Genomic DNA, 20,966 nt, shown 5'->3' with positions numbered 1-20,966 from the left:
GTCGGTGGCATGGATACGGATGTCATCGTGATCGGCGCCGGGCTGGCCGGGCTGGTCGCCGCCGCCGAGGCCGCCGACGCGGGTCGGCGGGTGCTGCTGCTCGACCAGGAGCCCGCGCAGAACCTCGGCGGGCAGGCGTTCTGGTCGTTCGGCGGCCTCTTCCTGGTGGACTCGCCCGAGCAGCGGCGGATGGGCGTCCGCGACTCGGTCGAGCTGGCCTGGCAGGACTGGACGGGCAGCGCGGCCTTCGACCGGCCCGAGGACCACTGGCCGCGCCGCTGGGCCGAGGCGTACGTGCACTTCGCGGCCGGGGAGAAGCGGGCCTGGCTGCGGGGGATGGGCCACCGGCTCTTCCCGGTGGCCAGCTGGGCCGAGCGGGGCGGGGGAGCGGCCGACGGCCACGGCAACTCCGTACCCCGGTTCCACGTCACCTGGGGCACCGGCCCGGGGCTGGTCGAGCCGTTCGCCCGGCGGGTCCAGAAGGCCGTCGACGAAGGCCGGGTGCGACTGCTGTTCCGGCACCGGGTCGACGAACTGGTCACCACCGGCGGCGTGGTCACCGGGGTACGCGGGACGGTCCTCGAACCCGACGACGCCCCGCGCGGCCGCAGCACCTCCCGGGTGGCCGTCGGTGACTTCACGTACGGCGCGCAGGCCGTGATCATCACCTCGGGCGGCATCGGCGGCAACCACGACCTCGTCCGGCGGGCCTGGCCGGCGCGGCTCGGCACGCCGCCGACCCGGATGGTCGCCGGGGTGCCCGCCCACGTCGACGGCCGGATGCTGGCCATCACCGAGGCCGCCGGCGGGCAGGTGATCAACCCGGACCGGATGTGGCACTACACCGAGGGGCTGCGCAACTGGGACCCGGTCTGGCCGGACCACGGCATCCGGATCCTGCCCGGCCCGTCGTCGCTGTGGCTCGACGCGACCGGCCGGCGCCTGCCCGCGCCGCTGTTCCCCGGCTTCGACACCCTCGCCACCCTGCGGCACCTGCGCGGCACGGGCCACGACTACAGCTGGTTCCTGCTCACTCAGAAGATCATCGAGAAGGAGTTCGCGCTGTCGGGCTCCGAGCAGAACCCGGACCTGACCAACCGCAGCGTCCGGCAGGTCCTGCAACGGGTCCGTCCCGGCGCGCCCGGCCCGGTCGAGGCGTTCAAGCGCCACGGCGCGGACTTCGTGGTCGCCGACACCCTGGAGGAGCTGGTCGACGGGATGAACGCGTTGGCCGCCGAGACGGGCGGCCCGCAGCTGGACGTCACGCCGCTGCGCCGGCTGGTCGAGGCGCGCGACCGCGACATCGCGCACCCGTTCGGCAAGGACGCCCAGCTGCACGCCGTCCGGGGCGCCCGCCGGTACCGGGGCGACCGGCTGATCCGGGTCGCCACGCCGCACCGCCTGCTCGACCCGGCGGCGGGCCCGCTGATCGCCGTCCAGCTGCACGTGCTGACCCGCAAGACCCTCGGCGGGCTGCACACCGACCTCTCCGGCCGGGTGCTGCGCCCCGACGGCGAGCCGCTCGGCGGGGTGTACGCCGCCGGCGAGGTCGCCGGGTTCGGTGGCGGCGGCATGCACGGCTACAACGCTCTGGAGGGCACCTTCCTCGGTGGCTGCCTCTTCTCCGGGCGCACGGCCGGGCGGGCCGCCGCGGCGGCCGTCGCCTGAGGGCCACGCCGGTCGCGGGGCGGCCCGCCCCGCGACCGGCCGGCCGGCCCGCCGCCGGGCGGGAACGGGCGGCGCCCGCCCCGACCGGGACGGGCGCCGTGCGGTGTCGCTCGGGTCAGCTGGTGGGGAAGTTGTCCGGGGTACGGATCCGGTTGCGCATGAAGACGCCGGACTCGGTGAGCACGCCGGTGCCGGCGTACGTGCCGCCGTAGCAGGTGCCCGGCTTGAAGGCGGCGCTGCCCTCGTCGGCGTCGGAGTAGGTCCAGTTGGCGTAGCTGATCTTCAGCCGGTCCAGCAGGTCCAGCCAGGCGGTGCTGCTGCCCGCGTCGACGGCACCGCCGCCGGTGTAGGTGACCGTGCCGAACTCGGTGACGAACAGCGGCAGCCGGGTGGCGGCCCGCTCGACCTCGGCCCGGTAGTTGTCCTTGTGCGACGCGGCGTAGAAGTGGAACGCGTACATGACGTTGCTGGCGTTCACCGGGTTGTTGATCACCTCGGTGGAGTTGCCGCCCTCCGACACGCCCAGCGAGGACCAGCCCCGGGTGCCGACGACGACGATCGCGTCCGGGTCGTTGGCCCGGATCACCGGGATGACCTGTTCGGCATAGTTCTTGATGGTCTGCCAGCTGACCCCGTTGGGCTCGTTGGCGATCTCGTAGACGACGTTGTTGCGGTTGGCGTTGCGAGCCGAGACGGCGGCGAAGAAGGTCTTGGCCCGGTCCAGGTTGTACATCGGGTCGCCGGGGGTCAGCGTGTGGAAGTCGATCAGCGCGTACAGGCCCCGCTCACCCGCCTCGTCGACCAGCGTGTTGACCCGGTCGGTGAAGCCGCTGGGGCTGGTCTCGTAGCCGCCCTCCTGCACGTACATCGAGATCCGCAGCAGGTCGGCGCGCCAGTCGGTGGCGAGCGCGTCGAGGGACGCGTCGTTGTAGCACCGGGCGAACCACTGCAGGCCGTGGGTGCTCATGCCGCGTAGCTGGATCGGCCGGCCGTACTGGTTGCACAGGTTCACCCCGCAGACCCGGAGCTGACCGTTGATCGCCACCGGCGTCTGGCCGGCGGGCGGCGGCGTCGTGGGCGGGGGCGTGGTGGGCGGCGGCGTGGTCGGGGGCGGGGTGGTCGGCGGCGGGGTGGTGGGGGTCGTCGCGCCGGTGCAGACCGTGCCGTTGAGGGTGAACGACGTGGGCGCCGGGTTGCTGCCGGCCCAGCTGCCGTTGAAGCCGATGGTGGTGGACGCGCCGCTGGCCAGGGAGCCGTTCCAGCTCAGGCTCTGCGCGGTGACGGACTGGCCGCTCTGCTGGTACGTCGCCGACCAGCCCTGTCCCACCCGCTGCCCGGCGTCCGGGAAGCTGAAGCCGAGGGTCCAGCCGTTGACCGCGTCCCCGAGGTTCTTGATCGTGATGTTGGCGGTGAACCCGCCGGTCCAGGAGCTGGTGGTGTAGGTGACGGCGCAGCCGGGTGCCGCCATCGCGTTGGCGACCGGCAGGAACGCCGACGCGCCGATGGTCAGGGCGGCCGCGGCACCGGCGGCGAGCAGGTGCCGCCGCGTCGGGCGGGGGATCTTCTGCATGGGACCGTCTCAATCTGTGCGGGGGGTCGGGTGCGAGGTGGTGCTCGGGCCGGCCGTGGACCGGATGGATGTGGTGCCCACACATCACCCACGGGTCGCAGGCGGTGCCCGGTGTCGCCTCGATGCCCGGACGAGGCCCGGGAGCGCTCCCATGGCAGCCTAGAGGCGTCCGCGACATCCTCGCAACATGTCGATGCGTCGAAGTGTCCGGCGCGGGGGGTCCGGCTGCCCGACCGCCGGGTGCGGGCGCGCGCCGGCCCCGCGCCCCGGTGAGCGGGGAGCGGGGCCGGGGGAGCCGATCTCAGCGGCCCTGCAGGGAGCGGACGTTGTCGCCGAAGGTCCAGCCCTTCGCGCCGTCCCAGTTCAGCGACCAGGTCATCAGCCCCTTCAGGCCGCCGCGGTAGGTGTTCCACGCCTGCGCCACCGACGCCGGCGGCAGGTGTCCGCCGCCGGCGCCGGGCTGCGCCGGCAGGCCGGGGACCTGCTTGTCGTACGGGACGCGGATGGTGGTGCCCTGGACGACCAGTCCGGTGTGGAGGCAGTCGGTCTGCGCGGTGAAGCCCTGCACGGTGCCCGCCGGGTAGGAGTCGCCGGAGCAGCCGTACATGCTGCCGTTGTAGTACTGCATGTTCAGCCACCAGAGCCGGCCGTTGTCGGCGTACCGCTTCACGATCGGCAGGTACGCGCCCCAGATGGAGCCGTAGGTGACGCTGCCGCCGGTGACGTACGCCGTCTCCGGGGCCATGGTGAGGCCGAAGCCGGCCGGCATCTGGGCCAGCACCCCGTCGATGATCCGGATCAGGTTCGCCTGGGAGGGGGAGAGCCGGTTGATGTCGCCGCTGCCGGTGAGACCGGTCTCGATGTCGATGTCGATGCCGTCGAAGTTGTGCTTCTTGAGGATCGGCACCACCGTGGCGACGAACCGGTCGGCGACCGCCGCCGAGCTGAGGTCGATGCCGGCGGTGGCGCCGCCGATCGACAGCAGGATGGTTAGGCCGGCCGCCTTCGCCTGGCACATCTCGGCCGGGGTGGGCACCTTGACGGTGGTGTCCATGCCGTCCTCCCAGAGCACCGTGCCGTCGGCGCGGATGACCGGGAAGGCGGCATTGACCACGTTGTAGCCGTGTCCGATGATCCGCGGGTCGGTGATCGGGATCCAGCCCAGCGGCGGGTGGACGCCGTTGGCGGCGCCGTCCCAGTTCTCCCAGTAGCCCTGCAGCACCTTGCCCGCCGGCCGGGGCTTGACCGCGCAGGTCGTCGTGCCGGGCGGCGGGGTGGCGGTCGGCGTTGCGGTCGGCGTCGGCGTCGGTGTGGGTGACGAGGTGCGGGTGGGCGACGGCGTCGGCGTGCCGCCGCCGTCACAGGCCCCGAGGTCCCGCCACAGCGCCGGCGTGGCGGCCGGGTTCCAGCCGGCGCCCGGCGGTGGCGTGTGGGTCACCAGGGCCTCGTAGCGCCGGCCCGCGTAGCTGACCTGGCTGCCCGCCGGATACGTGGTGCCCTCGGCCCAGGCGGGCGCGGTGCAGGCGACGGCCGCGACGTCGGTGATCGCCGCGGCGAGCCCCTGCGTGGTCGGCAGGGCGGCGGCGGCCGTGGCCAACGCCACGCCGGCGGCCAGGGCGGTGAGTGCGGGTCGGAGTCGCATGACATACCTCCTCGTCGATGCGCCGGAGGTTATCAGTTAACTTTGTTAAATGTAAATGTCGCGATGTCTCGGCCCGTCAGGCGCGGCTGCGGACGAAGGTCTCCTCGCCCCACGACCCGTCGTCGGCCGCGAGCCGGATCACCAGCCGGTCACCGGCGCAGCGGTACGAGCCCTCCGAGTCCGCCATCACCGAGCTGATGTCCAGCTCCCGGCCGTCGACCCGCAGCAGGTTCACGTCGCCCGCGGTCACCCCGTTACGCTGCCGGTACCGCCCGGCCCCGGCGCTCCACCGGTACGTCTGCGTGCCCCGCCGGACGTTGCGCACGGTGTGCCCGTTGAGGGAGCCCTCGGCCACGGTCAGGTCGAACAGGTCCGTCGCGGTGCCATCCACCCGGTACGCGCTGGCGAAGCCGGTCTCCGGGCCGCTGGCGAGATCCACGCTCGCGTCCTGTCGCAGCCCGGCCAGCGTGCCCAGCGGCGAGTCGGCGGCGACCTTGACGTGGTAGCGGCCGGCGGTGAGCCGCCACACCCCGACCAGGCAGCCGTCCTGTCCGGTCACCGCCGCACGCCCCGACCCTCGCTGCACGCCGGCGACCGCCCCGGACGCGCCGAGCAGCACCACGACGGCGGCACCGGCCAGCAGCCAGCGCCGGTGCCGGGCGCGTGCCGCCACGGCGAGTGCCGCCGTCACCGCGGCGCCGAGCGCCGCGGCGAGCGTCGCGAAGACCGGTGCGACGAGGAGGGCGTGACTGACCGCCCGGACGACGAGAACCTGCTCGGGAGGTCGGACACAGCCGAGGTCGGCGCCGGTGCCGAGGCAGGGCAGCGCCGCCGTCACGGCCACCAGCACCGGCGCCAGCAGCAGCCCCGCCGTGCCGGCGGCGAGCAGGGCGTGCCAGACCGACAGCCGCCGGCCGGCCACGGCCGCGACCGCCACGGTCATCTCCACCAGCGTCACCGGCAGCAGCGTGTGACCGTCGACCAGCCCCCGCAGCGCCGCCGGCCCGAGGCCCGGGTCCCGGACCGCGACCGCGACGCCGGCCACCACCAGCGGCAGCGCCGCCGCGCCGACGACCCCCGCCACCAGGCCGAGCCGGATCGCCCGCCGGGTGGCGTGCCGGTTCGCCAGGACCGGGTACAGCGCGGCGGCGAGCGGCAGCGCGAGCAGGTACGGCGCCTGGTCGGCCAGCACGCGGACGTACCAGCCGAGGGTGTCCAGCAGGGTGAGCGCGGTGACCTGGTCGGTGTGGCCCTCCCGCGCCGCGAGCACCCGCGGCATGCTCATCTCGGAGTCCGCCGACCACGCGTCCAGGACCAGGAACGACGCCACGAAGGCGGCGGTCAGCACGGTCGTGGCCACGGCGGCGCCGGCCCACGCCAGGCGGGTGCGGGTCGCGTCGTCCGCGGCGACCCGGCGCAGGTGCGCGCGAGCGCCGAGGGCGACCCAGCGGCCGAGCAGGACGCCACCGGCGATCCCGAGCACGGCCCAGGCCAGCTCGACCCACCAGGCCGGCCGGTCGCTGGCGTACCCGGTCGACCAGGCCAGCCGGCGGCCGACGAGCAGCCCGACGGCGAGCGCCGCGCCGAACAGGCCACCCCGGGACGCCGTGCCGCCGCCGTGCCGCGCCCACCAGGCCGACCGCCACAGGGCGCCGGTGGTGACCAGGGCCAGCGGCGCGCCGAGCAGCAGGCCGACGAGGAACGCGCCGCCGGTGAGCGGATCGGGGCCGCCCAGGGTGCGCGGCAGTTGCGACATCAGGTCCAGCAGCGGCGGTGCGGCGATCCCGGCCGCCAGCCCGGCGCCCAGCGCCTCGACCGGGCGGGCGGCGACCCGGCGCGCCGGCCGGGCCAGCTCGTCGGCGCGGGCCCCGGCCAGCGGCTGGAACCGGAACACCGCGGCGAGGCGGGACCAGCGTCCGGCGCGGGTGCGGTCGGCCGCGAGCATCGCCCGGGCGGTCGCCGCGTCCACCTTGCTCAGTCGGGCGTCAGCGGCGAACTCCCGGGCCCGCAGCACCGACCAGGCCGACACCTGCACCACCAGCGCGAACACCGCCAACCGCCAGGCGTCGCCGAGCAGGTGCGCGGCCGGTACGGCGCCGGCGTAGTTGACCGCGACGGGAGCGAGCACGCCCAGCGGGAAGGCCCACGCCAACGCGATCGTCAGCCGGGTCAGGTCCACGTCCGCGTTGCGCAGGTGAGCGAGTTCGTGCAGCACGACCGCCCGGAACACGCCGGGCGCCGTCCGGTGGGCGTGCACGAGCCCCAGGTCGAGCCGGACGTACCGGACGCCGAACGTGCCGAAGGTGTTGCCGCTGACCCGTGCCGACCTCGACACCACGAACGTCGGCGGCCGACGCAACCCCGCCTCGCGGACCAGGGCGGCCAGGTCCGCCCGCAACGCCTCGGTGCCCGGCATCCGGTCCAGCCGGCGCAGGTCACGCAACCGGCGTTCGCACCACGGCGCGGCCAGGTAGATCGCCGCCGTCACGGCCGCCAGCACCGCCAGCCCGACGAGCATCTGACGCACCACGTCGGCGTGCAGGGTGCCGAGGCACCGTTGCACCGCCGCGGCCGACTCCTCGTTGACCGTGCCGGCCCGCACGTCGATCGGCGGCGGAAACCGGCGCAGCCCGCTGACGCACTCGGCCCGTTCCCGGGTGAGCGCCGCGTCGATGAGCACCGTCTGCCAGCCGAACATGCTCGTCCCGACGACCGCGGTCACCACGGCGACGAAGCGGCCCAGGGCCGGCGAGGGCAGCGGCGGGGTCACCGCGGCGTGGCCGGCGCGGTGCGCCGTCGCCTCACTCACCGTCGGCGTTCCCGCCGTCCACTCCGAACCGCGCCACGAACGCGTCCCGCACCGCGGCGCGCAGCAGTGCCACCTGGTCCTCGGTGAGCGCCCAGCGCGGGTCGCGGGCGGCGGCGGTGACCGCCTCCTCGATGCGCAGCACCTGCCCGGGCCGCAGCCGCACCGCCGGCAGCGTCGGCGCCTCGGCACCCGAGCGGCGGGCCCGCCACCGCCGGCCGAGCCGGCGCAGGCCGCCGCGCACCGCCTCGGTGGCGTGGCCCTGCGCCGCGTCGCGCAGCGCGGTGAGCGCGACGCCGGTCAGCACCATGACGTACGGCAGCAGCGGCTCGACGGTCTCGTGGAACCCGCCGCCCCCGGCCTCACCGCCGCCGACCCGCACCAAGTCGCGCGGGTCGTCGCGCCAGCGGTCGGGGCGACGCCGGTACGCCGGTTGCAGGAACACCAGCAGCGGCTCCTCCTCGGGGGCCACCGCCCGGATCGCCAGCCGGACGAGGTCCTCCTCCGTCCCGCCGCCCGAGACCTGCCTGGTCGGGTTCATGGTGATCGTGCCTCCCGGCCTGTCGGGTCGCCGCGCGCTCCGGCGGTCACGTTAGGAGCCGTCCTCGACGAGCGCGATCAGCAATCAGACAGCCACCACCCGTCACCCCCCTCGGCCCGCCCGCCGTCCCCGCCGGTGATCAAGAGGTTTGCGTCGAAATCAGCCCCGGACCTGACGCAAACCTCTTGATCACCGAGGCGGGCAGGCGCCTCGGACCGCGCCGGCGCTGCGGCGGGGCCGGGCGGGGCCGCGGCGGGGCCGGGGGTGAGGCCGGCCACCCCGGCCCCGCGCCGCGTGGGGCGCGCACCCGGTGCCGGTACGGTCGTCCGGGCCTGTCGCCCGCCCGCTCCGGCGGCGGCGGTGCCGCCGATCACTGTCGATCCCCCGAAGGACGGTCACATGCGCGCCACCGTGATCCACGGCCCGAACGACATCCGCGTCGAGGAGGTCCCCGACGCCGCCGTACGCCACCGGACCGACGCGGTCGTCCGGGTGGTCACCGCCTGCATCTGCGGCAGCGACCTGTGGGCGTACCGGGGGGTGGCCAGCCGCCAGCCGGGGCAGCGCATCGGCCACGAGTTCCTGGGCGTGGTGGAGGCAGCCGGTGCCGAGGTGACCTCGGTGCGCGTCGGTGACCTGGTGGTGGCCCCGTTCGTCTGGTCCGACGGGGTCTGCGACTTCTGCCGCGAGGGGCTGCCCACCTCCTGCCCGCACGGCGGGTTCTGGGGCGAGCCCGGCTCCGACGGCGGGCAGGGCGAGGCCGTCCGCGTCCCGTACGCCGACGGCACGCTGGTGCGGCTCCCCGCCGAGGCCGCCGGTGACGAGCGGCTGCTCACCGCGCTGCTGGCGCTGTCGGACGTGATGTCCACCGGCCACCACGCGGCGCTCGCCGCCCGGGTCCGCCCCGGCGCCACCGTCGCGGTCGTCGGCGACGGCGCGGTGGGGCTCTGCGGGGTGCTGGCCGCCCGGCGGCTCGGTGCCGAGCAGATCATCGCGCTGGGCCGGCACACCGCCCGCACCGACATCGCCCGGGCGTTCGGCGCCACCGACGTGGTCGCCGAGCGCGGCGACGCGGCGGTCGCCGCCGTCCGGGAGCTGACCAAGGGCCAGGGCGCGCACGCCGTGCTGGAGGCCGTCGGCACCGAGGAGTCCATGCGTACGGCGATCTCGATCGCCCGCGACGGTGGCGCGGTCGGCTACGTCGGGGTGCCGCACGGGGGCAGCGCCGGCGTGGACATCCGCCAGCTGTTCGGCCGCAACGTCGCCCTCGGCGGCGGGGTCGCCCCGGCCCGCACCTACCTCCCGGAGCTGCTCGCCGACGTGCTCGACGGCACCATCGACCCGTCGCCGGTCTTCGACCGGACCGTCACCCTCGACGGGGTGCCCGACGGCTACCGGGCGATGGACGAGCGCACCGCGCTGAAGGTCCGCATCACCTTCTGACCGCCACTACCGCCGGTGACGACGCCGCCCCTGGTGGGCGGCGTCCGCCGTACCGTACGGTGCTCGCCGTGACCGCAGACGATCACTCCTCGACCGGCCCCGTGGCCGTGCTCGCCAACCCCACCGCGGGCCGGGGCCGGCACCGCGGCCTGCTGCCCGCACTGCTGGAGCAACTGGCCACCGCCGGCCGCCCGGTCGAGCTCCTGACCGCGGGTACCCCGGCCGAGGCGGAGGCGGCGTGCCACGCCGCGGTCGCCGACGGCGCGGGCGCGCTGATCGCTGTCGGTGGCGACGGCACGGTCCACCGGGCGGTGCAGGCGGTCGCCGGTACGGCGGTGCCGTTCGGCCCGGTCCCGGCCGGCACCGGCAACGACTTCGCGGCCGACAGCGGCTTCCCGGCCGACCCGCTGGGTGCCGTCGAGGTGATCGCCGCCGCGCTGCGCGAGGGGCGCACCCGGCCGGTCGACCTGGCCCGGATGACCGGGGCGGACGGCGGCGACCGCTGGTACGGGGCGGTGCTCGCGGCGGGCTTCGACGCGATCGTCAACGAGCGGGCCAACCGGATGCGCTGGCCGCGCGGTCCCCGCCGCTACGACCTGGCGATCCTGATCGAGCTGGCCCGGCTGCGCCCGCGCCGCTACACGCTGCGCCTGGACGGCGAGGTGCACGAGCTGGACGCGGTGCTGGTGGCGGTCGGCAACGGCGCCAGCTACGGCGGCGGGATGCGGATCTGCCCGGACGCCGATCCCACCGATGGGCTGCTGGACGTGGTGGTCGGCGGGCGGTTCGACCGGCGCACCCTGATGCGGGTCAAGCCGCGCATCTACCAGGGCACCCATGTGACGCACCCGCTGGTGCGCAGCTACCGGGCCCGCACGGTGGAGCTGGCCGCCGAGGGCATCACCACGTACGCCGACGGGGAACGCTCCCTCGACCTGCCGGTGCGGATCACCGCCGTACCGGGGGCGCTGCGGTTGCTGCGCTGAGCTGTTCGTCCGTGCCGGTGTCCACCGGGCCGGCCGGCGCGGCGTCGGGGTGCTCCGGTCGGTCGGCGGTGCGCGGCGTGCCGGCCCGCACGGCTCCGATGCTGGCGGCGACCACCAGGGCGATGGCCAGCACCTCCGTCAGGTGCAGGTCCTGCCCGAGGACCAGCCAGCCGGCGAGCGCGGCGAGCGCCGGGCCGAGGCTCATCAGCACCGCGAAGGTCGAGGTGGCCAGCCGGCGCAGCGCCAGCAGTTCGAGGGTGTAGGGCAGTACCGAGGCGAGCAGCGCCAGCCCGGCGCCGAGCGCCAGCACGGCCGGGTGCCACAGCCGCGTCCCGGCGTCGGCCAGCCCGAACGGCAGGGTGAGCAGGGCCGCCACCGTCATGGCCAGGGCCAGCCCGTCGGCCCGGGGGAACCGGCCGCCGACCCGGGCCGAGCAGACGATGTACGCCGCCCAGAGCGCCCCCGCGCCCAGCGCCAGGCCGGCGCCGACCGGGTTCAGCCGGTCGAACCCGCCCTGGCCGAGCAGCGCCACCCCGGCCAGCGCCAGACCGGCCCAGCACCACGCGGTCCACCGGTGGGCGGTCAGCACCGACAGGGTGAGCGGCCCGAGCACCTCCAGGGTCACCGCCGGCCCCAGCGGGATCCGCTCGATGGCCTGGTAGAACACCGAGTTCATGCCGGCCAGGGCGAGCCCGAACAGGACCACCGACGCCCAGTCGCCCCGGCTGTAGCCCCGCAGCCGGGGACGGCACACCAGCAGCATGAGCAGCGCGCCGATGGCCAGCCGCAGCGTGACCGTGCCGGCCACCCCGGCCCGGGGGAAGAGCAGCGCGGCGACCGCCGAGCCGAAGTGCACCGACAGCGCGCCGCCGAGCACCAGCCCGACCGCCCCCACCTGGCCGGTTCCCCAGCGGCGCAGGATGCGGGCGGGCGTCGACGGGCGGGCGTGGGAGTCCATTCCCGCGACGCTAGTGCGCCCACCGGGCCGGCCCGCAGCCGGTGGCCCGCCACGTGCAGGCCCACACACCAGCGGAGTGGGTCACGCTTGCCGGTCGGCGCCGGCGAGTCGGTCCAGCCACTCCGCGAGCAGCGCCCGCTCGGCCGGGGTGAGGTCGCCGGCCAGCCGCGGCAGCGCCGCGCGCAGGGCGACGGCGTGGCGGACCGGCCGGTCGGGTGGGCGGACGGCGCGGGCGGCGGGGCTGTCGGCGCAGATCGCGGTGACGACCGCCTCGCGGGTGGCGACCGACAGGCCCGGGTCGCCGCCCTGGATCAGGGTGAGGGTGACGCCGCAGCTGGCCGCGTGGACCATCTCGGCCGCCCGGTCCACGTCGACGCGCAGCCGCCCCGCCTCGGCCACCCGCACGACGAGCTGGCGGAAGATGTCGGCGGCCACCCGGGCGGCGGTGGGGCGCGCGCCGGGGCGCGGGTCGCCGTACATCAGGGTGTGAAATGCCGGGTTGGCGACGCCGAACCCGACGTGCATGTCCCAGCCCCGGCGCAGGTCGTCCACCGGGTCGTCGGCGGGCTCGCGGGCGGCCTGCGCGTGCAGGTGCGCGGCGAAGCCGTAGCTGGCGGCGGCGTCGAGCAGGCCGCGCAGGTCGCCGAACTGGCGGTAGATGGTCGGGGCCTGCACGCCGGCGGCGCGGCTCACCGCGCGGGTGGAGACCGCCTCCCGGCCGCCCTCGGCGAGCAGCGCGGCGGCGGCCCGCACGATCCGGTCCCGGGCCGGCGTCTCGGTCACGATAGCGACGATAACCCCTCGGTGTTAGCGGCCGGTCCTAACGCGATTATCAAGATCCTGTTAGCGCTGATGTATCGCCGCAGGTCAGTCGCGCAGCGCCAGGTCGAGCACGGCACCGAGGCCGTTCTCCCGGCCCGGATCGGCGCAGGGCAGCACCAGGACGGCACAGCCGGCGTTGACCGCGCCGGCGTCGGCCGGGGTGTCGCCCACCATCAGCGTCCGCTCCGGGTCCACGCCCAGCATCCCGCAGGCGCGCAGGAAGATCCCCGGGTCCGGCTTGCAGCGCCCCACCTCGTACGACAGGGCGTACGCGTCGACCAGCCCGTCGAGGCCCCAGGCGGCGAAGAGCGGCCGGATGTCGAAGCCGATGTTGCTCACCACCGCCACCTTCACTCCCGCCTTGTGCAGAGCGCCCAGGGTGGCCTCGACGCCCGGATAGGGCACCCAGCCCTCCGGGACCAGCAGCCGCTCGTAGAGCGCCTCGGCGAAGCCCTCGATGCCGGCGTCCACCGTCTCGGCCAGCCCGGTGTAGGCCCCCCGGTGCGCGTACGGGTAGAGGTCCCGGTCGGCCCAGAGCTCGGCCAGCCGCGGCGGCACCCGCGCCGGCAGCGGTCCGCCCGCCCGACCCGCGGTGAGCAGCCGGTCGGCCAGCGCGGTGGCCCGCATCCGCTCCAGCGTCACCCCGCAGGCGGCAGCCGCCTGGAGTACCCACTCGTGGGGCTCCTCCACCTGGGCCAGGGTGCCGTGGAAGTCGAACAGGACCGCCTCCACGGCGCGGCGGGGCGGACCCGGGCGGACGGCGTCGTCGGCGCCGCTCGGGACATGGGGCGGTTGGGCATGATCCGGCACGTCGTGCACCCTACCGACCCCCACCGATCACCCCGGCGAACGGCCTTGGCGGGTAGCCGTGCGGAGTACGCACTAATCTTGAGGACATGTCGAGCCCCGCCGAGCGGTACGCCGCGGCGCGCCGCCGGGCCGCGCAGGCCTCTCAGTTCCCGGCGCTGGACGAGTTCGCCCTCGATCTGGGGTTCGATCTCGACGACTTCCAGCGCGAGGCGTGCCAGGCCCTGGAACGGGGAAGCGGCGTCCTCGTCTGCGCTCCCACCGGCGCCGGCAAGACCGTGGTCGGCGAGTTCGCCGTACACCTGGCCCTGCGGGGGACGCCCGCGCGGCCGGCGGCGGCCGACGGCGGCGAGCCGCCGCCCGCCCGGCGCAAGTGCTTCTACACCACGCCGATCAAGGCGCTGTCCAATCAGAAGTACCACGACCTCGTCGACCGGTACGGCGCCGAGCAGGTCGGCCTGCTCACCGGCGACAACGCGATCAACGGCGACGCCCCCGTGGTGGTGATGACCACCGAGGTGCTGCGCAACATGCTCTACGCCGGCTCGGCCACCCTGGAAGGCCTGGCCTACGTGGTGATGGACGAGGTGCACTACCTCGCCGACCGGTTCCGCGGCGGGGTCTGGGAAGAGGTGATCATCCACCTGCCCGCCTCGGTCACCCTGGTCTCGCTGTCGGCCACCGTCTCCAACGCCGAGGAATTCGCCGACTGGCTGGTCACCGTGCGCGGCGAGACCGCGGTGGTGGTCAGCGAGCACCGGCCGGTGCCGCTGTGGCAGCACATGCTGGTCGGCAAGCGGATGTTCGACCTGTTCCACGACGCGGACGCGGCCCGCAAGCACGACGTGCACCCGGAGCTGCTGCGCTACACCCGCGACACGGTGCGCCGCCTGGAGCTGGGCGAGGGGCGCAGCGCCGGCCCCGGCGCCGGGCGGCGCGGTCCCCGCTGGCGCGGTCCGATGCGTCCGGACATCGTCGACCGGCTCGACCGCGAGGGGCTGCTCCCGGCGATCCTGTTCATCTTCAGCCGGGCCGGCTGCGCCGCCGCCGTGCAGCAGTGCCTCGCCGCCGGGCTGCGCCTCACCTCGCCCGAGGAGCGCGCCGAGATCCGCCGGGTGGTCGAGTCCCGGGTCACCGCCATCCCCGGCGAGGACCTGACGGTGCTGGGCTACTGGGAGTGGCTCGACGGGCTGGAGCGCGGCCTGGCCGCGCACCACGCCGGCATGCTGCCGGTGTTCAAGGAGGTCGTCGAGGAGCTGTTCGTCCGCGGCCTGGTCAAGGCGGTCTTCGCCACCGAGACCCTCGCGCTGGGCATCAACATGCCGGCCCGCTGCGTGGTGCTGGAACGGCTGGTCAAGTTCAACGGCGAGGCGCACGTCGACCTGACGCCGGGGGAGTACACGCAGCTCACCGGCCGGGCCGGCCGGCGCGGCATCGACGTCGAGGGGCACGCCGTCGTGGTGTGGTCCCCGGAGACCGACCCGCGGCACGTCGCCGGGCTCGCCTCCACCCGGACCTATCCGCTGCGCTCCAGCTTCCGGCCGTCGTACAACATGGCGGTCAACCTGGTCGGCACGGTGGGCGCGGAGCCCGCCCGGGCGCTGCTGGAGTCGTCGTTCGCGCAGTTCCAGGCGGACCGGTCGGTGGTCGGCCTGGCCCGGCAGGTGCAGCGCAACACCGAGACCATCGAGGCGTACGGCGTGGAGGCCGCCTGCCACCACGGTGACTTCGACGAGTACTTCGCGCTGCGGGTGGCGATCGCCGACCGCGAGCGGGCCATCGCCCGGCAGGGGCAGACCCAGCGCAAGGCGGCGGCGGTCGCCTCCCTGGAGCGGCTGCGGGTCGGCGACGTGATCCGGGTGCCGGCGGGCCGGCGGGCCGGGCTCGCCGTCGTCCTCGACCCGGCCACCGGCGGCTTCGGCGAGCCGCGCCCGCTGGTGCTCACCCAGGACCGCTGGGCCGGCCGGGTCAGCCCCGGCGACTTCACCACCCCGGCGGAGGTGCTCGCCCGCATCCGGGTGCCCAAGCACTTCAACCACCGCTCCCCGGCCGCCCGGCGTGACCTCGCCGCCGAGGTCAGCGGCACCGGCCTGGACCGGCACGGCGGTCGCCGCGGCGGCCGGTCCCGGCAGGCCGCCGGCGAGGACCACCGGCTCAGCCAGCTCCGCACCGAGCTGCGTAACCATCCCTGCCACGGCTGCCCGGACCGGGAGGAGCACGCCCGCTGGGCGGAGCGGAGCCGCCGGCTGGAGAAGGACACCGAGGAGCTGCGCCAGCGGGTGGCCGGCCGGACCGGCTCGCTGGCCCGGACGTTCGACCGGATCGTCGCGCTGCTCACCGCCCGGGGCTACCTCTCCGCCGACGGCGGGGTCACCGACGCCGGCCGGATGCTCGGCCGGATCTGGACCGAGGCCGACCTGCTGGTCGCCGAGTGCCTGCGCCGGGGCGTCTGGGACGGGCTCTCCCCGGCCGAGCTGGCCGCCGCCGTCTCGGTGGTGGTCTTCGAGGCCCGCCGCGACGTCGACGAGCGGGCCGGACTGCCCCGCGGTCCGGTCGCCGACGCGGTCGACGAGACGCTCAAGCTGTGGGGGGAGATCGAGGCCGACGAGGCCGGCCGAGGTCTCACCGTCACCCGCGAGCCGGACCTCGGCTTCGCCTGGCCGATCTACCGCTGGGCCCGGGGTGAGGCCCTGGCCAAGGTGCTGGCCAGTGGGCACGAGATCGACGGGGAGATGCCAGCCGGCGACTTCGTGCGCTGGTCCCGGCAGGTCGTCGACCTGCTCGGTCAGCTCGCCGACTCCGGTGGCGCCTCGGCCGACCTGCGGTCCACCGCGCGGCAGGCGATCGCCGCGGTCAACCGGGGCGTGCTGGCGTACCACTTCTCCACCTGAGACCCGCGGCGGTCGTTGCCCGTCCCGGCCCGCCCCGCCGGCCGCCCGGGCCGGTGGTCAGGGCCGGTCGGCGAGGGCGTCGACCAGTCGCCGGCAGGAGCCGGCCAGGTTCCACCGCTGCGCCAGCTCCAGCAGCCGCTCCGGCTGCGCGGGCGCCGTCGGCAACGCGGTGGGCAGCGCCGGCAGCGGTACGTCCCGCGCCACCTCCACCACCTTCGGCGCGACGGCCAGGTAGCCCCGGGCCGCGTCCAGCTTGGTGCGCAGCCCCGGCGCGAAGCCGGAACCGGGCTCGTCCAGCGCGGCGAGGATGCCGGCGAGACTGCCGTACCGGTCGATCAGCCGGGCGGCCGTCTTCTCACCCACCCCGGGCACGCCGGGCAGCCCGTCGCTCGGGTCGCCGCGCAGCGCGGCGAAGTCGGCGTACCGGTCGGCGGGCACCCCGTAGCGGCCGCGGACCGCCGCGTCGTCGCAGTCCTCCAGCTTGGCCACGCCCCGCCCGATGTAGAGCAGCCGCACCCCGCGCCCGTCGTCGACGAGCTGGAACAGGTCGCGGTCGCCGGAGACCACCTCCACCGGCGCGTCCTGGGTCACCGACAGCGTGCCCAGCACGTCGTCGGCCTCGTAGCCGGTCGCGCCGACCGCGGTGATGCCGATCGCCTCCAGCACATCCAGGATCATCGGCACCTGCGGGGAGAGGGTGTCCGGCACCACCTCGCCGCCCTGGGGCGCCACCCGGTGCGCCTTGTACGACGGCAGCAGCTCCACCCGCCAGGCCGGCCGCCAGTCGTGGTCCAGCGCGCAGACCATCCGGTCGGGGCGGCGGGTGCGCACCAGTTGGGCGAGCATGTCGAGGAAGCCGCGGACGGCGTTGACCGGCTGGCCGTCCTCGGTCTTCGCGACCGACTCGGGAATGCCGAAGTAGGCCCGGAAGTAGAGACTCGGCGCGTCGATCAGCAGGATCGGGGGTCGCTGTGCCACGCCCGACAGCCTGTCACAGCCCTACGACGGGATGGGAACGTGGCGTGCCGCGCCGGCCTGGTCGGCTCCGGTCCGGGCCCGCGCCGTCCCGCCGCGGCTCACCGCTCGTCGTGGCGGTAGAGCGTCTTGCGACGGGCCACGTACTGCAGGGCGTAGCTGGCCAGCAGCAGCACGATCGCCAGCACCACCTCGACGCCGGCGAGGACGCCGTCGGCGACGGTGAGGCCGAGCGCCAGCAGCGCCAGCCCGAGCACGGCGAGGATGGCGGCCGCGAACATCCGGCGACGCCGTCCCGCTGCGCGCTCCTGCGTCACCGTCCCCACCTTCCCGTCGGTCACCTCCGGTCCAGGTTATCGGCGGTGACCGGCAGGCGGGCTGGTATTCCGGTGGCGGCCCGCGCCCGCACCGGCAGACTGCCGGCATGGCGTTCGTACCCGGCCTGACGCTCTGCCGCAGATTCCACGACGAAGTCCTCGCGCCGCTGCTGGCGCGGCGCTGTCCCGGGTTGGCCTATGCCGCCGGCCTGCTCGACGGCGGCTCGGAACTGCTCGGGCTGGACACGCCCCGCTCCACCGACCACGACTGGGGTCCGCGGGCCCAGCTCTTCGTCGCCGACGCCGCAGACGTCGCGCCGGTCCGCGCCGCTCTGGACGTCGGCCTGCCGGCGCAGTTCCTGGGCTGGCCAACCCGGTTCGCCGGTGGCCCCGGCACCCGCCTCGGGGTGGTGGACGCGGCCGGTGACCGACACGGGGTCGGCGTGGACGAACTCGGCGGCTGGCTACGCGGCCGGCTCGGTCTCGACCCGGCCGCCGGGGTCACCAAGGAGGACTGGCTGTCGCTGCCGACCCAGCGACTGGCCGAGCTGACCGGCGGGGCGGTCTTCCATGACGGGCTCGGCGGGGCGCTGCGCGCTGCCCGGGACCGGCTGGCCTGGTACCCGGACGACGTGTGGCGCTACATTCTGAGCGCCGCCTGGACCCGGATCGGCCAGTGCGAGCACCTGGCCGGGCGGTGCGCCGAGGTCGGCGACGAGCTGGGCAGCCGGGTGGTCACCGCCGGGTTGGCCCGCGACCTGATGCGCCTCGGGCTGCTGCTGCACCGCCGCTGGCCCCCGTACGACAAGTGGCTCGGCACCGTCTTCGCCCGGCTGCCGCAGGCGCCGCCGGTGGTGGCCGCGTTGACCGACGCCCTAGGGTCGGGCGGCTGGACGGCGCGGGAGGCCGGGCTCGGCCGGGCCCTGGAGACCCTCGCGGACTGGACGAACGGCACGGGCCTCGCCGCGCCGGTCGACCCCCGGGTGCGGCCCTTCCACGGCCGGCCGTTCCTGGTGCTGGACGCCGGCCGGTTCGCCGCCGCGTTGCGCGCCGCGATCGGTGACCCGGCGCTGCGCGGGCGTCCGCCGATCGGCGCCGTCGACCAGTACGTCGACAACGTGGACGTGCTCACCCACCCGGAGCGGGTCCGCCGGCTCGCGGCGGCCCTGCCGCCGCGCTGACCCCCCGTCACCGGGCGCCGAGGACCTCCCGGCGATCGACGCCGTCCACCCGCAGGTCGGTGAAGTCCCGCAGCCGACGCACGGGCGACAGGAGCAGGGCCAGCGGCGCGCACACCGCGGCGGCGGCGAAGACGAACAGGGTGCCCCGCGCGCCGACGACACCGGCGAGGGCGCCGGCGACCAGCCCGCCGATGGGGATCGCGCCCCAGGAGACGAAGCGGACGGTGGCCATCACCCGGGAGAGCAGCTCGGGCGGGCTGGCCGTCTGCCGGTAGGTGCGGGTGGTCACGCTGAGCACCACCACGCTGCCGGCGAAGACCACGTTGCCGACGGCGAACGCCAGGTACGCCGCCCAGCCCACCCCGACCGGGACGACGAACGCGCCGGCGACGGAGACCAGGCAGGCGACCAGGACCGACCGGGCGGTGCCCCACCGGCCGGTGATCCACGGGGTCAGCGCGGCACCCACCAGCGACCCGACGCCCTCCACGGCGAGCAGCACGCCGACCAGCACGGCCGGGGCGTGCAGTTCGCGGACGAGGTAGAGCGGGTAGACCGCGAGCTGCGCCCCGCAGACGAAGTTCACCGCGGTGGCGGTCCACATGGTCGGGCCCATGACCGGGTGGCGGGTCACGTACCGCCAGCCCTCGCCGATCATCTGGCGGATCGGGGGCCACCGGTCGGGGGCGTCGGTGCGGCGGGCCGGCAGCGAGCGCAGCAGCGCCGCGGAGACGAGGTAACTGGCCGCGTCGACCAGCACCGTCGGCACCGCGCCGAGGGCCTGCACCGCGAGCCCGCCCAGCGCGGGACCGCTGAGCTGGGTGGCGGCGTGGGTGGCCGAGGTCAGGCTGTTGCGGGAGTGCAGCTGCTCGCGGCCGACGATGGCCGGCAGGAAGGTGGAGTTGGCGACGTCGAAGAGCACGTTGGCGAAGCTGACCACCAGCGCCACCACGACCAGTTGGGCGACGGTCAGCCACCCCCACCACCAGGCCAGCGGGATGGACGCCACCGCTACGGCGCGGGCCAGGTCGGCGCCGACCTGCGCGCCACGCAGCGGCAACCGCTGCACGATGACCCCGGCGGGCAGCCCGATCACCAGCCAGGCCACGTAGCCGGCGGCGGCGACCAGGCCCATCTCGAAGGCGGTCGCGTCCAGCACGGTCAGCGCGGTCAGCGGCAGCGCCACCCCGCCGACCGCCGACCCGACCAGGCTGGTCGTGCCGGCGGCCCACCAGCGCCAGAACACCCCGGCTCCCTGCTCGACGGTCATGACCGTCAACCCCCGTCCCCGAGCCAGTGAGTTCCAATCTGGAACGGACTATAGTCGACGGCGGACCGAGCGAGGGGGTGGGTGGATGAGGCGGGTGGACCTCGCCGACGCCGACTGCGGCATCGCCCAGGCGCTCGGCGTGCTGGGCGACTGGTGGACCTTCCTGATCGTGCGCGACGTCGCCGGCGGCACCACCCGCTTCGACGCGCTCCAGCGCGAGCTGGGGGTCAGCCGCCGGGCGCTGACCGAACGACTCGCCGCGCTGGTCGAGCACGGGGTGCTGCGCCGGGAGGCGTACTCGCACCACCCGCTCCGCTACGACTACCTGCTCACACCGAAGGGGGAGGCACTGCTGCCGGTGCTGGTCGCCCTGCAGGACTGGGGCAGCCGGCACGTGCTGGGCGACGGGGCCCTCACCGCGACCGCGCGCGCCGACTCCGCCGAGGCCCGCCGGGTACGCCAGCTCGTCGGCCGCCGGCTGCCGGCGGTCACGCTGCCCCGGCACGACGGCGGCGACGAGTCGCCGGCCGTGCCGGGCCGCTGGACGGTGCTCTACCTCTTCCCCGGCGCGTTCGCCCCCGGCGACCAGGGACTTCCGCCGGGCTGGGGGGACATCCCCGGCGCCGTCGGGTGCACGCTGGAGGCCCGCACGTACGCCGACCGGCACGAGCTCATCCGGGCCGCCGGCGCCGAGGTGCGGGGCGTGAGCACACAGCGCCCCGACCAGTTGCGGGCCTTCGCCGAGCACGCCCGGCTGCCGTACCCGCTCCTGTCCGACCAGGACGGGCGGCTCGCGGCGGGGCTGCTGCTGCCGACGTTCCGGGCCGGCGGGGTGGACCGGTTCAAGCGCCTCACCCTGCTGGTCGACCCCGACGCCGTGGTCCGCGCGGTGCAGTTCCCGGTGACCGACCCGGCCGGCTCGGTGGCGGAGATGGTGGAGCTGGTCCGTCAGTCGTGCGGGCGCCCGGCGACGCGCTGATCCGGGTTACGCCCGAGCGTCACCCGCCCACCTCCGTCCCCGCCACCCCGGCGCAGCTCACCCCGGTTCGCTCTCCCATGCGGGCCGCTCGCCCCATCGGCATACTTGCG

Annotated in this window: 16 protein-coding genes; 6 read left to right on the top strand and 10 right to left on the bottom strand. The window is 75.5% G+C overall.

From position 1 onward, the window contains the following. The first annotated feature begins 9 nt into the window (after positions 1-9). Positions 10-1,668, top strand: coding sequence for an FAD-binding dehydrogenase (locus tag ACTMS9_RS23485; protein ID WP_441148905.1), 1,659 nt, complete (start codon positions 10-12; stop codon positions 1,666-1,668). 115 nt (positions 1,669-1,783) lie between these two features. Here the strand turns inward: ACTMS9_RS23485 and ACTMS9_RS23480 are convergent, their stop codons facing one another. The 4 genes from ACTMS9_RS23480 to ACTMS9_RS23465 all read right to left on the bottom strand — a co-directional run bounded on the left by ACTMS9_RS23480 (position 1,784) and on the right by ACTMS9_RS23465 (position 8,227). Continuing rightward, positions 1,784-3,238, bottom strand: coding sequence for a cellulase family glycosylhydrolase (locus ACTMS9_RS23480; RefSeq protein WP_441148904.1), 1,455 nt, complete (start codon positions 3,236-3,238; stop codon positions 1,784-1,786). Between the two features lie 301 nt (positions 3,239-3,539). Then, positions 3,540-4,880 (bottom strand): carbohydrate-binding protein, encoded by a 1,341-nt coding sequence (locus ACTMS9_RS23475; RefSeq protein WP_441148903.1) that lies wholly within the window; start codon positions 4,878-4,880, stop codon positions 3,540-3,542. A gap of 76 nt (positions 4,881-4,956) precedes the next feature. Continuing rightward, a complete protein-coding gene (locus ACTMS9_RS23470; RefSeq protein ID WP_441148902.1) occupies positions 4,957-7,689 on the bottom strand; it encodes a hypothetical protein in 2,733 nt (910 codons plus the stop codon). Further along, the gene (locus tag ACTMS9_RS23465) at positions 7,682-8,227 is read right to left on the bottom strand and encodes a hypothetical protein (protein WP_441148901.1); all 546 of its coding nucleotides are present in this window, start codon (positions 8,225-8,227) and stop codon (positions 7,682-7,684) included. The genes ACTMS9_RS23470 and ACTMS9_RS23465 overlap by 8 nt, the downstream gene beginning before the upstream one ends. Positions 8,228-8,626: 399 nt before the next feature. Here ACTMS9_RS23465 and ACTMS9_RS23460 point away from each other — a divergent pair, with 399 nt between their 5' ends. Both ACTMS9_RS23460 and ACTMS9_RS23455 read left to right on the top strand, forming a co-directional pair. Beyond that, positions 8,627-9,670: a zinc-dependent alcohol dehydrogenase family protein gene (locus tag ACTMS9_RS23460; RefSeq protein ID WP_441166027.1), complete on the top strand. Its 1,044-nt coding sequence runs from the start codon at positions 8,627-8,629 to the stop codon at positions 9,668-9,670. A gap of 59 nt (positions 9,671-9,729) precedes the next feature. Beyond that, the gene (locus ACTMS9_RS23455; protein WP_441148898.1) at positions 9,730-10,656 is read left to right on the top strand and encodes a diacylglycerol kinase family protein; all 927 of its coding nucleotides are present in this window, start codon (positions 9,730-9,732) and stop codon (positions 10,654-10,656) included. Here ACTMS9_RS23455 and ACTMS9_RS23450 read toward each other — a convergent pair. The 3 genes from ACTMS9_RS23450 to ACTMS9_RS23440 form a co-directional block, all read right to left on the bottom strand. Continuing rightward, a complete protein-coding gene (locus ACTMS9_RS23450; RefSeq protein ID WP_441166026.1) occupies positions 10,619-11,614 on the bottom strand; it encodes an EamA family transporter in 996 nt (331 codons plus the stop codon). The two genes, ACTMS9_RS23455 and ACTMS9_RS23450, sit on opposite strands and share 38 nt — an antisense overlap. A gap of 81 nt (positions 11,615-11,695) precedes the next feature. After that, a complete protein-coding gene (locus ACTMS9_RS23445) occupies positions 11,696-12,397 on the bottom strand; it encodes a TetR/AcrR family transcriptional regulator (RefSeq protein WP_441148896.1) in 702 nt (233 codons plus the stop codon). A gap of 84 nt (positions 12,398-12,481) precedes the next feature. Beyond that, positions 12,482-13,168 (bottom strand): HAD family hydrolase, encoded by a 687-nt coding sequence (locus ACTMS9_RS23440; RefSeq protein ID WP_441148987.1) that lies wholly within the window; start codon positions 13,166-13,168, stop codon positions 12,482-12,484. Between the two features lie 164 nt (positions 13,169-13,332). Here ACTMS9_RS23440 and ACTMS9_RS23435 point away from each other — a divergent pair, with 164 nt between their 5' ends. Continuing rightward, complete coding sequence (locus ACTMS9_RS23435; RefSeq protein WP_441148895.1) at positions 13,333-16,134, top strand: DEAD/DEAH box helicase; 2,802 nt, start codon at positions 13,333-13,335, stop codon at positions 16,132-16,134. Between the two features lie 57 nt (positions 16,135-16,191). Here the strand turns inward: ACTMS9_RS23435 and ACTMS9_RS23430 are convergent, their stop codons facing one another. Both ACTMS9_RS23430 and ACTMS9_RS23425 read right to left on the bottom strand, forming a co-directional pair. After that, the gene (locus ACTMS9_RS23430) at positions 16,192-17,112 is read right to left on the bottom strand and encodes a 5'-3' exonuclease (protein WP_441148894.1); all 921 of its coding nucleotides are present in this window, start codon (positions 17,110-17,112) and stop codon (positions 16,192-16,194) included. Between the two features lie 98 nt (positions 17,113-17,210). Further along, positions 17,211-17,426, bottom strand: a complete 216-nt coding sequence (locus ACTMS9_RS23425; protein WP_441148893.1) for a hypothetical protein — start codon at positions 17,424-17,426, stop codon at positions 17,211-17,213. 107 nt (positions 17,427-17,533) lie between these two features. On the opposite strand from ACTMS9_RS23425, the gene ACTMS9_RS23420 reads away from it, so the two are divergent. Beyond that, positions 17,534-18,607 (top strand): DUF4037 domain-containing protein, encoded by a 1,074-nt coding sequence (locus tag ACTMS9_RS23420; protein WP_441166025.1) that lies wholly within the window; start codon positions 17,534-17,536, stop codon positions 18,605-18,607. A gap of 7 nt (positions 18,608-18,614) precedes the next feature. Here ACTMS9_RS23420 and ACTMS9_RS23415 read toward each other — a convergent pair whose 3' ends face one another. Next, positions 18,615-19,877 (bottom strand): MFS transporter, encoded by a 1,263-nt coding sequence (locus ACTMS9_RS23415; RefSeq protein WP_441148891.1) that lies wholly within the window; start codon positions 19,875-19,877, stop codon positions 18,615-18,617. Positions 19,878-19,962: 85 nt separating this feature from the next. On the opposite strand from ACTMS9_RS23415, the gene ACTMS9_RS23410 reads away from it, so the two are divergent. Then, positions 19,963-20,856, top strand: a complete 894-nt coding sequence (locus ACTMS9_RS23410) for a winged helix-turn-helix transcriptional regulator (protein ID WP_441148890.1) — start codon at positions 19,963-19,965, stop codon at positions 20,854-20,856. Positions 20,857-20,966: the final 110 nt, after the last annotated feature.

Origin of the sequence: Micromonospora sp. L31 (assembly GCF_052068075.1) — a bacterium.
Taxonomy (GTDB): domain Bacteria; phylum Actinomycetota; class Actinomycetes; order Mycobacteriales; family Micromonosporaceae; genus Micromonospora; species Micromonospora purpureochromogenes.
The sequence above is the reverse complement of the archived record's forward strand: the minus strand, read 5'-3'. Positions and strand labels throughout refer to the sequence as shown.